Source organism: Methylomonas sp. AM2-LC (assembly GCF_039904985.1).
Taxonomy (GTDB): domain Bacteria; phylum Pseudomonadota; class Gammaproteobacteria; order Methylococcales; family Methylomonadaceae; genus Methylomonas.
Map to the genome: position 1 here is coordinate 4711034 of NZ_CP157005.1, position 14553 is coordinate 4725586.

At 48.3% G+C, this 14553-nt stretch carries 13 protein-coding genes; 1 reads left to right on the top strand and 12 read right to left on the bottom strand.

The annotated features are described in order from the left end of the window. Positions 1–40: 40 nt before the first annotated feature. The 7 genes from ABH008_RS21145 to ABH008_RS21175 all read right to left on the bottom strand — a co-directional run bounded on the left by ABH008_RS21145 (position 41) and on the right by ABH008_RS21175 (position 8030). Positions 41–2644 (bottom strand): TonB-dependent receptor, encoded by a 2604-nt coding sequence (locus ABH008_RS21145; RefSeq protein WP_347987584.1) that lies wholly within the window; start codon positions 2642–2644, stop codon positions 41–43. 276 nt (positions 2645–2920) lie between these two features. Beyond that, a complete protein-coding gene (locus ABH008_RS21150) occupies positions 2921–3886 on the bottom strand; it encodes a FecR domain-containing protein (RefSeq protein ID WP_347987585.1) in 966 nt (321 codons plus the stop codon). A 6-nt stretch (positions 3887–3892) separates the two neighbouring features. Next, complete coding sequence (locus tag ABH008_RS21155) at positions 3893–4399, bottom strand: sigma-70 family RNA polymerase sigma factor (RefSeq protein WP_347987586.1); 507 nt, start codon at positions 4397–4399, stop codon at positions 3893–3895. Between the two features lie 424 nt (positions 4400–4823). After that, on the bottom strand, positions 4824–6548 hold the full coding sequence (locus ABH008_RS21160) for a DUF4942 domain-containing protein (RefSeq protein WP_347987587.1): 1725 nt from the start codon (positions 6546–6548) through the stop codon (positions 4824–4826). Positions 6549–6696: 148 nt separating this feature from the next. Further along, on the bottom strand, positions 6697–7200 hold the full coding sequence (locus tag ABH008_RS21165; RefSeq protein ID WP_347987588.1) for a hypothetical protein: 504 nt from the start codon (positions 7198–7200) through the stop codon (positions 6697–6699). Between the two features lie 171 nt (positions 7201–7371). Beyond that, on the bottom strand, positions 7372–7776 hold the full coding sequence (locus ABH008_RS21170) for a hypothetical protein (RefSeq protein ID WP_347987589.1): 405 nt from the start codon (positions 7774–7776) through the stop codon (positions 7372–7374). A gap of 62 nt (positions 7777–7838) precedes the next feature. Beyond that, positions 7839–8030 carry a hypothetical protein gene (locus ABH008_RS21175; protein ID WP_347987590.1) on the bottom strand — a complete coding sequence of 64 codons (192 nt, stop codon included), beginning with the start codon at positions 8028–8030 and terminating at the stop codon, positions 7839–7841. A gap of 165 nt (positions 8031–8195) precedes the next feature. On the opposite strand from ABH008_RS21175, the gene ABH008_RS21180 reads away from it, so the two are divergent. Beyond that, positions 8196–8576, top strand: coding sequence for a hypothetical protein (locus tag ABH008_RS21180; protein ID WP_347987591.1), 381 nt, complete (start codon positions 8196–8198; stop codon positions 8574–8576). On the opposite strand, the gene ABH008_RS21185 is transcribed toward ABH008_RS21180, so the two are convergent. The 5 genes from ABH008_RS21185 to ABH008_RS21205 form a co-directional block, all read right to left on the bottom strand. After that, positions 8554–9096 carry a hypothetical protein gene (locus ABH008_RS21185; protein WP_347987592.1) on the bottom strand — a complete coding sequence of 181 codons (543 nt, stop codon included), beginning with the start codon at positions 9094–9096 and terminating at the stop codon, positions 8554–8556. The genes ABH008_RS21180 and ABH008_RS21185 overlap by 23 nt on opposite strands. A 340-nt stretch (positions 9097–9436) precedes the next feature. Then, positions 9437–11281, bottom strand: coding sequence for a VWA domain-containing protein (locus ABH008_RS21190; protein ID WP_347987593.1), 1845 nt, complete (start codon positions 11279–11281; stop codon positions 9437–9439). A gap of 102 nt (positions 11282–11383) precedes the next feature. Further along, positions 11384–12634: a DUF3150 domain-containing protein gene (locus ABH008_RS21195; RefSeq protein ID WP_347987594.1), complete on the bottom strand. Its 1251-nt coding sequence runs from the start codon at positions 12632–12634 to the stop codon at positions 11384–11386. Between the two features lie 108 nt (positions 12635–12742). Beyond that, a complete protein-coding gene (locus ABH008_RS21200) occupies positions 12743–13522 on the bottom strand; it encodes a hypothetical protein (RefSeq protein WP_347987595.1) in 780 nt (259 codons plus the stop codon). A 2-nt stretch (positions 13523–13524) separates the two neighbouring features. After that, positions 13525–14466 carry an AAA family ATPase gene (locus tag ABH008_RS21205; protein WP_347987596.1) on the bottom strand — a complete coding sequence of 314 codons (942 nt, stop codon included), beginning with the start codon at positions 14464–14466 and terminating at the stop codon, positions 13525–13527. Positions 14467–14553 lie beyond the last annotated feature (87 nt).

The window sequence follows — 14553 nt, forward strand, 5'->3', positions numbered from 1 at the left end:
ACATTAACGCATAAAACAAGCTTATTATCATCGGACGTGTTTAATACTGAATACTAATCGACCCCATCGCAGTTCGCGGCGCTCCGTAGGTAGCATAGGCCGAATCGATACCAACGCCCCCGGAATACCCACTTGCGATGTTGGTGTAATAACGCTTATCCAGGAGATTATCGATATTTAATTGGAAGGTGACTTTGGATTTACCGATAGCATGGGTATAAGCCGTCATCAAACCCAAGGTTGCATAGCCAGAGGATTTGATTGCCGGTGAATACACATTGGTAAAAAAGTTCTGTCCGCCAGAGCTTACTTGCCCATCCCGCACCGTGACGCCACCACCGAACTTGAGTCCTTTTAAATCGGTGTTCTGAAGTTCGTAAGTGCTCCAGAAACTGGCGGTGTTACGCGGCACATTCCACATCCGGTCGCCAACGTTGATACCCCCATTGAGCGGGTCGTTAGATGCATTGGTTTTTTCGACGATGATGTCGACATTGGCCCAGGTGGCAATTGCATTCCAGCCAGGCAGGATTTCTCCCTGAATATCCAGTTCCGGTCCCCGGCTACGGACGGCACCGATTGCCAGCGAACAGAGGCCGGGCCCACCATTGCCGCAATCATGTGTTCGGTTAGGATCACCCGTGGCAACATTGGTTTTAGTCAAATCGTAATAAGCGAGGGTAGCACGTAAGCGGCCATCGAAGAATTCGGTCTTGACGCCGCCTTCATACTGCAAGGCGTTGGTAGGTGCAATTATATTGCCTTGACCTGGTGAGCCGCCATAAACCAAACCGCTATTTGCGCCAAAGCTTTCGACATAGTTGGCATAGAGGCTGACCCAGCCTTGCGGGTGCCATAAAATGCCGACTCTGGGCGTTACCGCATCATGGGTCGCGCCATTAGCAGGGCTTACGATATCTTGCGATGATTGAATAGAATTTTGATGAAGGTACTGGTAACGAAGGCCGCCAGTGACATGCACATTAAAGGGAAGTTTAATTTGGTCTTGGAAGTATAAACCGTATTGATCGGTTTGAAACTGTTGGCCTGATAGCGAGACACTATTGTCTACGGTAAACGGCAAACCGGGATGTACCGGATTATAGGGATCGATAAAGGTGTATTTTTGACTGAACTCGCTTCTGTTAGCTGTATCCAGACGGTAATAATCCCCCCCAAGCAGCAACGTATGTTTCAGGCCTAAGGTATCGAAATGGCCGGTCAGATCCAGATTGGTGGCATAGGTGTTGTTTTGGCTAACAGATGGGTATGTTGACTGTATGACCTTAGGGCCATTGAATGGTGCATAATCGGGGGCAAAAACATTCATTAAATCGCTACTGACCGCAAAAGATGGTACATGATTATTTGCTGTATTGCTATTCTGATTCGCAGAAAAGCTGTGCTTGATAGCCCAATCATCGTTGAACTGGTGCGACCAGTTTATGCTGCCGAAAAAAGTTTCCGTGACGACGGGCGAATATTCACCGTAATTGCGGCTTATCGGGATGTTGAGTAGTTGTCCCCCTATGTAAGGATTGAATGAGCTACCCACTCCCTGGTGATTGCGGTTATACTCAAATTCTACAGTGGCCTGGGTTTTAGGGCTGATATTCCACTTCAGCACCGGCGCTAAAAATATATCTTCCGTGCCGACGAAGTCCTGATATGAACCGCTGTTTTGATAGGACATATTCATCCGGTACAGTACATCCTTGTTATCGGCAACGGGGCCAGTGGCATCCATTGTAGTACGGTACATATCATAAGATCCGAATTGCTGGCTCAGAGCGTAATACGGCGTTGCCTGAGGCTGTTTGGTGATCACATTGACCATGCCGCCCGGCTCAACCAAGCCATATAGCACAGCCGCAGGGCCTTTCAACACTTCGACCGATTCGACATTGGCCATAGCCCGATTCCCTTGTTGCAGCCTGAAGCCGTTACGGAGAAAAGTTGATGAAGCAAACCCGCGTAAGGTGATGTCTGTTTGCGTGCCTCCCTGAGGCATTTGACTACTAATTGTTGGATGACTTACGACAACCCCGCTGACATTCTTCAATGCATCCCCGAGCGTAATCACCTGCTGATCCTTTAGCACCTGCTTAGAAATAACCTGCACATTCAGCGGCGTTTCCATGATTGGCGTCTCGGTCTTGGTGCCAGCGGTGGCGTTGGGCAGGACGTAGTCTTCGTTGTAAGGGTCTTTGACATCGTAGATTGTATTGCCTACCACGTTGACTTTTGGCAATGTCGTTGTCGTATTACTTTCAGCATCCGCAACTTTAATCGCCACCGAGTTATCACTGGTGATGCTATAAGTCAAACCGCTTCCCGCTAGGAGTTTTTTAAAGCCTTCTTCGACGGTGTAGTCGCCATCCAATCCGACCGTGGTTTTACCCTCAGTCAATTCAACTTCCGCCGAATACAACAACCCGGAATTGGTCGCAAACTGCCTTAACGCCTGTCCCAATGAACCGCCGCTAATGTGATAGTTATGCCTGATACTGGCAGTATCCGTACTGGTCTCTCCATGCGCCGCTGCGGATACGATTAGCGCGGAGGCCAGCAAGATGTGTTGGATGGCTTGGTGCAATCGCGAGGGTTGTAGAATTGAACGGCTGGTGCGACTCGTCATTGACATTGGTTTTATCTCCTTTCAATAATGGTGTTGTTATTACCCTTGCCGGTCGAGATTCAAAATCCGGAACTCAAAAAAGAAAAAAATTTCAAATATTTTTTAATTCGATGATTTTGTTGTAAAAATAGATTGATTTTTTTGTGGTATGCGCAAGCACCGACTATTGAAATTTAGTTGCAGCCGACTTGCTCTGGGAAACACTGGAGTCCATAGAGTGGCTGCAGGTGCCCGTCATGGATCAAGAAGCAGGAACGCAGTGGTCCGAGTAAAACAATCCGACTAGCGCGGTAGAATTTTTACCCAGTATGGGAACGGGCTGGATAACTTGACCGGCAAGTTGGCCTGGAGATTTAACAGGATTTTGTCGGTATCTTTGATGGGGAAGGAGCCAAAAATGCGCAAATCGGCAATTTCAGGCGCGCAGGTGACATAGCCTTTCCGGTAACGATTCAGCTGTATCAGAAATTCGCTGAGCGGAATGTTGTCGGCAACGATAACGCCTTGACTCCAAGCCGGTTGGTCAAGTTTTATCGAGTGGGCTGGATCAATACGAGTTGAGACGAACTGAGTTTCCTGACCTGCTTGTAACAGCTGCTTTGAGGCGGTTGGATCAGTGGGTTGGATTTCAACGCTATTGGCATAAACGGCGACTTGGCTGTAGTCGGGTTGTTTGTTAACGCTAAAACGGGTGCCGAGCGCCCGAACTCTGCCGTCTTGCGTATCGACCACTAAAGGCCTGTGCCAACCGATGTTGTCTTTGGCGGTTTCGATGTAAATCTCACCGGCAACCAATTGTAAGCGGCGCAAATCCATGCTGAATTCAACATTCAACGCGCTGCCGCTATCCAGCATGACCGTTGAGCCATCCGACAAGGTAATGGTTTTGGTTTCACCCTGCGCGATATGATAATTCGCCGTCCATGCCTGCCAGTAGCGACTTCGGGAAAATTGCCAACTGGATAATCCCACCGCGCCTAACAGTACAAGGTTCTTGATGGCGCGCCGGCGCTGTAAATCAGGCGCCGTTAGTGCAACTAAAGCGGCTTTGGGTGGGAGTGATTTGAGTCGATCTGCATGGAACTCCACTCTGGCCCAAGCGGTTTGGTGGTCGGGGTGTTCGGTCAGCCAGATTTCCCATTCTGCTTGCTCAGTCGGGTGTGCCTGCCCTTTACGCAGGATCGCATACCATTCGGCAGCCTGAGCCAGGACTTGAGGGTCAATAGTAGCGCGGCGTTGATTTTGCATGTTGCGTTAAATTTCGGCGCTCAAGCATTTCAACATGGCTTGTGCGACATATTTTCTGACCATGCGGTCACTGACGCCCAATTTTTGGGCAATTTCGGCATCCGTGAGATCTTCAAAGTGCGCCAAGAAGAATGCCTGACGGACTTTTGCCGGGAGTTGATTCAGTAATTCATCGATTTCCCGCAACACTTCGAGAATGATGACATTTTCTTCGGGTGAAATGACAAACTTATCCGGATAGGTTGCAATACGTTCCAGGTAAGCTTGTTCTATGTCGCTTCGTCGCCAGTGGTCGATCAGCAAACCTTTTGCGATAGTTGTCAGGAAAGCGCGAGGCTCTTTCAGGTTGGGGGCTTGTTTTGATGCAATGACACGCACAAAAGTATCGTGCGCATGATCTTCCGCTTGCATGCGACAAGAGATTTTGCACTCAATCCATTTTAAAAGCCAATCGTGATGTTCGGTATATAATTGGCTGACAATTTGATGGTCAGTTAAGCTTTTTGAAGTCATGCATTACATAGTCTAAACACAAAGGTTAAATTCGATCTTCAATGCAATTATCATGCCTTTATTTGTAATTTTTGTTTAATTGAGTATTTTTACAAATTAATACAATTAGTTATGTGTTATTTAGTTAAAGCGGAATAATTAAACTTCTTGATCAACTAAGCCGATTTACGCATGAATTGCGTGATTTGACACAGCAAACTGTGTCAAATAACATAGTTTAATTAATTTTGTATTTCGACCAGCAAGTTGGGGCATCAAAAAGCGCTCATCAATAATTTCCCTTTACGCGGTAAAAATCGAAAATGCCCAAGTCTTCGCAATTAAAAATGAGCGCAATTATCTGATTAGATAACGCGCTCATTGGCTTAAAGTGAATTAGCCATCCAAACGATCAGCAACCTATCCTAATTTCAAGCTAAGATTTTTAGCCAGCCAACAATTGTTGCTCCGATACTGTTTCAAGCAGGTCATCGACATAAATACCGTTTTGCTCCAGCGCCGAGGTCATGGCGTTGATGAGCACGGCATTAGCTTTTTGCATTTCATTATCATCCCCATGGCGCATAGCCCAGAATGGATCAAAAGGAATACATCTATCCGGCCGGCGTGTTTGCCTTTTCAATTCAGCTTGAAACGCCTTGTCGAACCTTTCCGCCTGGTCATATTGTTTCCAAAATGCCGGGCTTGCGTAGGTTTCCGAAGGTGGCAGCCAGCGCCGGTAATTGCCGACGATCCGGTTCAGTCGGTCGATCAACTTTTTATTACTTGGGAAAAAGTGAATTGTGCCTCGGCCCGGAAAATACCGCACTGAGAAATAAGAAGCGCTGACCCGGCCGCCGTTACGCAATTCCTGAAAATGTCGGCCAAACACCGTTTCCAGACTGACTTCCGGCTCCCGTTTGCCGTCAAGCATAGCGAATACCTTATCGATATCCGCCAACATCCGGCCGGAGTCCCAGGATAAATCCCGTTGATAGGATTCGGTTTTGTGCCCTGGAATAACAAAGCGGGTAGTCTTGATGCGCATACCCAGTGTGCGATGCTTGTCATTCGACTTCCAACCAAGATAGAAAACGGAATTTTCCGAATGATAGCGGGTAATCAGATCAAATACATCTGTAGCCATGCCGATTTGAATATCGTCCTGCCTGTCCAGTATGCCCTGTAAAAAGCCATAGATATTCGCCACGGTAAATTCCAAAGCCTTGATGGACTCGAAATCCGCTTCCAACCGTTTTTGCGCCGAGGAAGACAACTTGGATGTCACTTGCGTGGATCTCAAGATGCCAGACCAGGCGCGGTCCTTCAGATCGATGTAACCACTGTACAATTGCTGCTTAGCCCAATGCACCGTTGAATGCTTATTATCAAAAGCACCATGGCCATTTAGCTCTCCCAAGGTTTTTCCCAGCATTTGCCGGTAACGGTTGGCACGAGCATCGCTCATCACAGCTTGTCTCGCCGATTCCACGGCGGCATTGAACATCAATACCGCGTTTTCGACAAACGAATTGGGCAAAGCCAATGGGTTCATCTCGGTAAAACCGGCTGCCAGACTGTCTTCATCGACCTGATCGGTTTTCAGATCGTCCAGGATGTTGCCCAGAATCTCATCCTCAAATCGGGAGGTTTTTTGCAGCCATACCAGCGCAATTTCCACTTCGGTTTGCCTTTCGGCATCTTCACCAGTGAACATTTGCGACATGTATTCCACTTCGCCGTATTGCTCGATCAGGCTGAGCAACAATTTACGCTCTTTGGAAAACGGATTTTTCAGTGTTTCCGCGTTTAAAATAGCGACGATTTCTCCATCGAACATAATATCCCAGGCCTTCAGCACATGTGTCGCACCCTGAGAAAACTTTGGATTCATGATGATGTGGGAATAGATGCTGCCATTATTAAACTGCAAAAAATCCATGCCGACCACAGCATAACCTTGGTTACGCAGGATTGGATGCTTTTCGATATCGATTTCCACGCAGTCAATCGGTATCTTCTCCCAATGTCTATTTGGACAACCCTTCAGCAAATGGCCTTCGCCTGCCGAGGGTTCAAGGACTCTGGCAAAATCACGGTTTTTGAATCTACTCCAGGCCATTACGCTTAAGCTTTCCGGCGTTGGATAATATTGATTATGGTCTATCATATGGATCTCCTAAAGGAACCCCTGACGGACACATCTAGCCCCTGGCGGGATGAATGTCTCCCGCAGAGGTAATATGAATACTGTTTCAGCAACGCGCATTGCGCTGGCCGAGAATGTGTGTTTATGAATTAACTCAAAACTGCCTTGCTTAGTGCTTTAGTTCAAAACGTTTGCCTTGCAAAAATTCAATGTACTGCCGCGCTTGGGTTTTATCTTTAAACCGGGCATGGCAGTTCTGATTAATCCAGACTTCCCAGGGTAATCTTTTGGAATCGCTCCCGATCAGGCTGAATTCACCGGCTTGAAAAGTGTCATGCTGGTACAGCACTTTCTTAGGACTGTCGATACGAATAATGCACTGATCCAGCAAGGCCGGTCCGCCGATATCGCCTGGCGGCACTAATAACGGCACCTTGATTGATCCCGTCGAACGCCCAATGTGGCCAACGACATCGTGTTCCTCGAACCAGGATTGACCGGTTTGCACATCGCCATAAAACAGCCTGACTTTGCGTTGATTCTGCCGGACGGTTTCCAAGATGTCTACTACCGTCTCTGGGGTATCGGCGTGATAGCAAGTACCCGAAGCCAAACGGCGATAGTGGACGCAATGTCCATTGCCAAATGTGTGTTCAAAAAACGATTGATTCATGATGGTTTCCTTAAAAAATCGGGAACGTCATGAATCCCTGGCGGGAATATGACATTCCCGTTTGGGTTGATAACAATGAGCGCCAAAATAATTCGATTTAGCAAACTCAGGATCGGTTATGCAGTTTTGTGTAAAACTGATTTCTACTATTTGACTAGCGGGTTCAATACCTCATGTCGCCAGCGATTTTTTATCCAAGGCCTTGAGCGCAACCGGAATCAATTGATCCAGTTCTTCCCACGCAATCGAGCTGCCAGACTGTTCGCCGCTTTGATAGGCTTCAATCAATCCCCGGCAAACCCGCATTGCAGCCTGTTCGCTTTTCAACTGCCGAACTGAACTATCCGGTTCCGGCAATTGTTCGACCAATTCGCATTCCCACACCATGCTCTCATCGCCCGACTCATGGTATTCATCGGACAAAAGCGGCATGGCTTCGGTGTCATCCCAGATCAAGGCTTCATTGAACGCCTGTTCGGCGATCTGTTGAGCCTCGGCCTGATTTGTAGCTTCAATGCCAACCGAAACGCGGTGGATATAATCGATCTCATACGAGACGACGAATTTTTTCTTCATGGTGTCACTCCTATTGATATTGCAAGAGACCACGCCCAGACAGGACGCGAGCTTCTGCCGGGTTAAGATTCGACCAAATCGCTTTCATAGGGATCGATCTCTTTATTACAGGCCGGGCATTTGTCATTACAGGTGCAATCCCATTCGTCCTGCCATTCCAGGTGACAATAGGGACAGCAGTAATGATTGATATACCAGGCTGATGTGGTTTCAGAACGTGACTGACTGATGTCATTCATCAAGGCTGAATTCATGGGCGGTTCCTCCAAATATTGCAGAAACCGTCACCCGGCAGGCTGAGGTTCCCGCAGGGTTAAAAAACGCTGTCAAAGCCAGAAATCAGCTGCAACAGCACACTTGAATTTGCACAAAAAACGGTATATTGTGGATAAAATCCCTCATTTAACGAGAAATTAGCCATGTTTGACGATATTTTGCGCATTTTTGATTTCCTGAGTCCTAGTAGGACAGAGCAACGCCATCAGGCACGAAAACCGATGGCAATTCCGGTTGTTGATGAAAGACTGAATGCAATTAGCCATTGCCAACAGATTTTCAAAAAACTGGATACAGTTGAAGCCGATGTACTCAACAGCATTGATGATCCTGAGCAAGCCTGGCCATTTTTAGCAAAAATCCGGCGCTTAAGACGCGAGACTCAAGACGACCTGCTGTCCTTGCTGCCTGACGGCATGATGGTGCTTGCTAATGAAACGCCAAACACCTTTAGCCCGGTTCGCAGTGTCAATACACGAACCGGTGCTAAATTGCATGTCTTCAATGGCGGGCTTGTTGATTAACAGGTACAGTTACACCAGCACCTTTTAACGCTTCCCGTAATTGATATACCTGATGCGGTGTTTTGGAAGAAACTTCATCCAGAACAACCTGTTCCTGAGCCGACCGATTTTTTGATTGGTGGCGTTTTTTGACTTCAGGCACGGGGTTGATCACGACAGGTTTGATTTTCTGTAATTCCCGTTCCAGTCGAGCTATTTCAATATCGGCTTCATACAGTTTGATGGTTTTCTGCTTGGCCTGGTATTGCCTATCCAGACGATCCAGTTCGCCACCAAAGCCGCTATTACGCCGATGTATTTCCTTGCGCACCGTATCGGACATCACTTCCCAATCCACCTCATGGTTGATGCGGGGCATGATGACCGGAATTGAAGCCCTGGCGTTACGAAGCGCCCGATAGCGGTTTATAGCCACCATTGCGGTTTGCAACATCGCCAGTACTTGCAGACCAGTTGCCCAAATCACCCGCAGTGCGAGGATAAACATTGCCAATATGATGACGCCAAATATTAAGTTCATTGAAGATCTCCTTTAAAAGTTTTAAGAAAAAACTTCGAATGAACAGCACCCGGCCGGGCGATGGTCGCCCGAAGCGGGTTAAGTTGTATGCATTTCGCAATGACAAAATGCGTTTTACATCGGGCTTTACGCACCCGACACGATCATGGTTTAACATGCTCGCCGCCTAAAGACGGAACGCCGGCCTAAGCCGGATTCAGCATTCGCGAAGGAATGCATGAAATGTTTGGGTTTTCCAATGGAATCGTTGGAAACAAATGCATTGGAAAAACGCTTATTCAAGAATCCGCGGCCGATAACCCAATCACCAATACGGTGACCGGTTACCGGCTACAGAACATCAGGCCGCCATCAATAGGGTTTTCGACAGATCAAACAACTGGCTGCGAAGCTCCCTGAAATCATTGATGGTGATAGCTACTGGAAATAGATGACTGACATCAATGCCAAGACCCACACCCACGGTTTCAATCCCGCTATCGCGGCAACGCTGTAAAATCTCCAGCGTGCTCAATTGATCGTTGGGCTGGCCATCGGTCATTACCATCATCACCTTGCGCGGTTCCCGGCAACGTAATAATGACGCTGCTGCAAACCAGATGGCTTCCGTCATGGGCGTGGTGTTTCTGGCCAATAACGAATAGGCGCCGATTTTTGATCGCACCCGTTCTCCGTGCTCCAGCAAACGGAATACCGATTCATCATCTATTCCTGGGAATGCGGTAATGCCCGGATTAACACCGGGAATACCTTCATACGCCAAAGCCAGCGCCAGGGTAGCTTCCAGTGCAATCGATAAGCGTGATGCAAAGGTTTGCCCTTGATCATCAGGAACCAGATCACTCATGCTTTCAGATCGATCCAATAGCAGATGAATGGCGGTATTCGGGGATTGCTTGACAGCACCGCGTGCAAATACCCGCACATCACCCAAAGCCAGTTGTGGAATCCGTCTGCCTATCACTCGCCGTCCCCGGCAAGCCGGATGCATGCGATTCAGGTTTTGCGATTGCACCAGGCCTTGCAGGGCGGCACGGATTTTCACCGATTCGCTTTGCACCTTGTCCAGCAACCTAAGACCGGCCGCTTCGTTACCGATTGGTTTTAAACCCACGGGCATCACAGACTCGGGTACATGACGATCATCCAGTGCCAGAACAGATTTCACCGATTCAAACACATCCTGATCGAAATCAGCGTCTGAGACAGACTGAATGGCTTCCAGTAATTGCCGGAAATCCATATCTTCATTCTCATTAGGATCAGGCTGACAACTATTTGCCAATTGAGACTCATCTTCTTTCTGAACTTCTGAGTCAGAATTTACAGTTGCTGGAATACTGGCGTCCTCATTGGACTCAGAATTATCTGCATCCTCTGTATTCCCAGAATCTGTTGATGTATCAGCGTTATCCAAGCTATCAGAACTATCAGAACTATCAGAAGTTTGATCGGAATGATCGTCGCCCGAATTCCCACTGTTGGCATCCAAATCAGAATCAACCTTAGCTGTTTGATCCGGCTGGTCATTCTGCTTCTGCTGTCTTGCTTGCTCCTGCTTTTCGCATTCCTGCTCTATCATGGTCAGGATGCGATCAGTCAGATTAAGGCAATCGGTTTCCGACTTCAGGCCGTCCGGCACTTCCGATAACAGACCCTTCAGCCTGATTACCGCGCCGACAGGATAATGTGTCTTAAGCACTTGTTCACTGATATCAACCAGAGGATTTAAAGCCGTCTGCCCGAGTACCCGCGCACGCAGGCTTTTCAACACATAGCCATACAGCACATTGGCCAGATGATCTTCTGCACCGGCTGCAACGAAACCGCCGTTAACAATCATTTTTTCAATCACTGTTCTCAGCGTTAGCCGAGTGCCAGGAAAATCCTTGGCCAGTTCATGCTCAATGCGGACATCTTCAATCGCGCCGCACAAACGCCGGCGTAATACCGAGTTTCCGTAATTAATAGTAAAGTCGGAATAGCGAATATGTGCGGATTCATGCGCCAGCAATCCCCAAGCATAATCCTGATAATCAGGATCGTTGCCGTTGTAGGCCGGTAATTGAATCAACTTGCCGTTGGTATAGGCCTGATCGCCGCCGACTTTCACCTTGATGCCAAAACGGTTGCCGATAGCGGCAGCCACAATGGGAAAGGCGTTATGCAGTGTGTTATTTTTCATGGCTTGCTCCTAAAAGTTAGAGGCAAGCCATAGCCCCTAGGGGACGATGATTTGCCCCATTGGGTTAGTGTTTAAATATCGAAATGACTACGACGCTTCCAGCTAAAACCAGTAATCCGAGTCCGAATTCTCCTCGCTATCTTCTTCAGTCGTCACCAAATCCGCTTCAAACTCAGAAGTTGATTTAGAATCAGACTCAGATGACGCGATGACTTCCAGTTCTGCGTCTAATGCGTCATCCTCTTCGAAAATGCCGTCAAACAGGCCGGAAAACAGATCGTCATCGGCACCCATTTCGCTATCTTCAACAGGATTGACTTCATTAACATCGACAACAGATTCACCTGCAATTACAGTTTGGCCAGAAACAACCAACAAGTTTGTATCTTCCAAGACGCTGTCGGAAACTGCATTAGCCTGGTCAAGTAATTCAACGTGCAAAGCAGATGAAGAAACGATAGGCGGATTGTTATCTACCTCCAGTGTTTCATCTTCCTCCACCATAGTTTGACCGGCCAGCAAACCCTCACCATGCCGGCGAGTTTTATCCGGATCGGCCAGCAACATGGCGGTTGCCAGGATTTCCTGCAACAGACTACCTTCAATTGCACCCCGGTCTGGAATTCTGGCTAGCAGGTCGTCGATTGTAGTCACCACCGGCGCTACCCGATAATCCAGAAATCCCAGGCCGTCCAGCTTATCCCGTATCCGCTTGATCGGCCTTAGCGCACTGCGCGTGACATGATCTTTGCCTAACAGGGACTGCTCGATCAGATGATTGGCTTCCACCGCAATTTCATGGAACATCTGTTCGCTCAACGAGCCGATTTTACTCTCCAGACGTTCGATGTCCTTTTCCGGCAAGGTTTCCGGCATGGCGACCGCCAATACCAGATAATCGAATGAAAGTCGGGTGGATACAAATTCCACCGAGTCGACCGCTTTTTCGATAATCCCCGCGAATTCCGGATGTTTAACCAACCAATCGTTCACTGCGCTATCATAGCCAGCCAAAAAATCAGCTTTCGCTTTAGTAAAATCCACTGCAATGCGATCCAGTTCCTCAGTAATCGAACTTGCCGAGTCACTGGGAATGATAAAACCACCCAGAAAGCGGGTACCGACGCGTAAACATATGCGTTCGGCTTCCTTCTTCAGGCGATTGAACACGGTTAGCTGGTCGGGATCAAGCAGGCGCTTGGAACCCAGGCTGGCTAAATCTTCCGGCGGCAGCTTGCTGCCATCGGCGAGCACCAGGTCTTCCTTTTTCAGTTTTTTCCGGGCGCCGTAGATATTGGCTTCAACTTTCACCAACACCACTTTATCCAGAATGATTTGTGCAGTTTGCGTCATAGGTACCTCCTATGTGAAAGAGGCGCATCTGACCCCGTAAGGGCTGGATGGCCCCTTTCGGGTTTAATGAATTAACGTTAACTATTTTGCTAGCTATTTAGCATTCAGCTAGAACCAGTTATCGTCTTGATCGGCCATTGCCAGAGCAAGATTCAGTTTTGGTTTTAGCAATCCCAGCATTTCCGCCAACGGTCGAACAGCTTCCAGATCGGCGCCAAAAAACGCCAGCACTTCCGGTTCTGCCTTCAGGTCAGCGGATATTTCCCGACTATTTTCGCTGGCCATGCCTATTTCTAAGTCGACAAAACCTTTAAACTTTAACGCCATCAACAACAACCATGGCATAACGCCATGAACTTGCTGAATCTGTCCACTTTGGGTAAAGGCTTGCGGATTCAAGGTATGGTCTATCAACTGTTGCCAGCCATCCCAGTCCTGCTCAGGCTTAGGAAACAGATCGTCACAAGCTTGAATTGATCCAAGCATGCGCCGAACTTCGATACCCAAGGTGACACAGGTGTCGTGATCAGCTTTACATTCAATATGCCAGTACAGAATGTCCACCACAGACCTTGAGTTATCAGGTTGTAAGCTTGGACTTCCATCTGCTTCAGGCTGCTGATTTAGGTTTCCGTTTTGGTTTTGGCTGGCTAAGCTGACATTGCCATCCTGATCGATATCGACTTCGGCGACAAAGACATAGCCCTTGTTTCGCTTTTGCCGTTCGATGACAGTTTGAATAATGCCGCTTCGCGTACCAGAACTCGGTAAACACGATGCCGTTTTTCCCCAACGGGTTGTTATTGTCCCATCTGAATTGCTCTTAACTGCCCAATCCTTGCTGGAACCATCACTATTGCGATGCCGAAATAAATTCCACTTCGCCATGACTACACCATCCAGTCATCGCCAAAAACGTCCTTAGCGATGCGATGAATCGCTTCGCGTTCGGCCGGTTCGGCTCTAAAAGTCAGGGCTCTGTCCAGAGAGTAAGCCAGCGCATTGGGAGCGCTTTTAAAGGTCGCCACTAAGGATGCCCAACGCACCAGACCACGAGTCGATAAGGTCACCGACAACATGCCGCCGCCGTCAGAACCGCCGATAAATACTTTGCGGATTTGATTGGCAACCTTGATCATGCTTACCCTTACCGTTTCCGGCATATTGGGCACGACATCGGACAGCAGCTTCATTTCGTCATCAGGATCGGGGTAACCCACTTCCATCAGCCTAAACCTGTCTAAAAATGCCAAGTTTTGACGTAACACACCCTGATACAATCCCGATTGATCACCAGCGCCGGCACTATTACCGGTAGCGACCAGACGAAACTTGGGATGTGGCGCAATCACTTGACCGGTCTGCGGTATTGTCAAGGGCTTGCCTTCCACAATCTCGTTAAGACCGATCAGTTCAGCCGGATCAACTGCGTCGATTTCATTGATCAGCAGCACATGTCCCAGACGGACAGCCAGAGTTAACGGGCCATCTATCCATTTCATACTGCCACCGTCGATCAGCATATACTGACCAAGCAGATCGTTAAGTTCCATGCGGCCATGACCGGTGACGGCATGGACGCCCCAATGCAATCTAGCAGCAACTTGCTCAAGCAACGAGGTTTTACCGGAACCGGTCGGACCGGTCAGATACAAACCATCGCCATTGGGTGATCCTAAAAACGCCAGCACATCGCGCAAATGATCCTTGCGGAATACATAAGGCTTTTGCGTCGGCACATAAGGATTTTGAGCAGGCTCAAAACCTTCGACCTTCATGCTGGCCGGTGCGTTAATACCGAAAGTATCGGCAATCGAATACTGTTTTATCATGGTGAACTCCTTATAAGCGGGGTAAAACCCGAATCACAAGGCACACCACGCCCCTGAAGGGGTTGGCGTACCCTTCGGGTGGTTTAA